The sequence below is a fragment of the Oleiphilus sp. HI0079 genome (assembly GCF_001635105.1).
In genome coordinates this window covers 1-542 of record NZ_LWFT01000680.1, presented here as the reverse complement: position 1 = coordinate 542, position 542 = coordinate 1, and the positions used below count along the sequence as shown (strand labels likewise).

1 protein-coding gene is annotated in these 542 nt (G+C 46.5%); it reads left to right on the top strand.

Annotated elements, in window-relative coordinates:
- Window positions 1–5: 5 nt before the first annotated feature.
- Window positions 6–104: a PEP-CTERM sorting domain-containing protein gene (locus A3750_RS27330; protein WP_369819941.1), complete on the top strand. Its 99-nt coding sequence runs from the start codon at window positions 6–8 to the stop codon at window positions 102–104.
- Window positions 105–542: the final 438 nt, after the last annotated feature.

Genomic DNA, 542 nt, shown 5'->3' with positions numbered 1-542 from the left:
GTGAAATTAATGACCCGCCTACTTCTGTTTCTGAGCCATCTACATTGTCGCTGTTCGGCCTAGGGTTAGCAGGTTTAGTGGTGACGAGAAGAAGAAAGGCGTAGTTCGCACACGCATTCAAGCTCCTTAGATACGTTGATGTTACTGATCGAAATCTGGGGAGCTTTTTCATTACCTTAGCGGTTTTTTTTAGAGTGTTAAGTTAGTCGATTTGGTTATGTTTATCTGGATTGGGTTGACGCGCTCAGCGTTACTTTGTCAGCCGAAGCCAAGCTCTAATTTTTGAAAGTACCCACGCGGTTCATATTGATGTTAGTCCCAGTTGACGTTCCACGAAACTCCCTTCGCTTCATACAGTGACTCTCCCCGCAGTCAAAGAATTACTCAGTGTGTGAGAGTTTTATTTAAACAAGGTCGTTTAAGAGCGTTCGGGCAGTATTGGGTAGATCGCTGGCAAGCAAGCCTCGTTCGCCATGTTGGTTTGCTTCAATGTCTGCGGCGGCGCTGTGCAGGCAAACGGCTAATTCGATTGCGCGACTTGT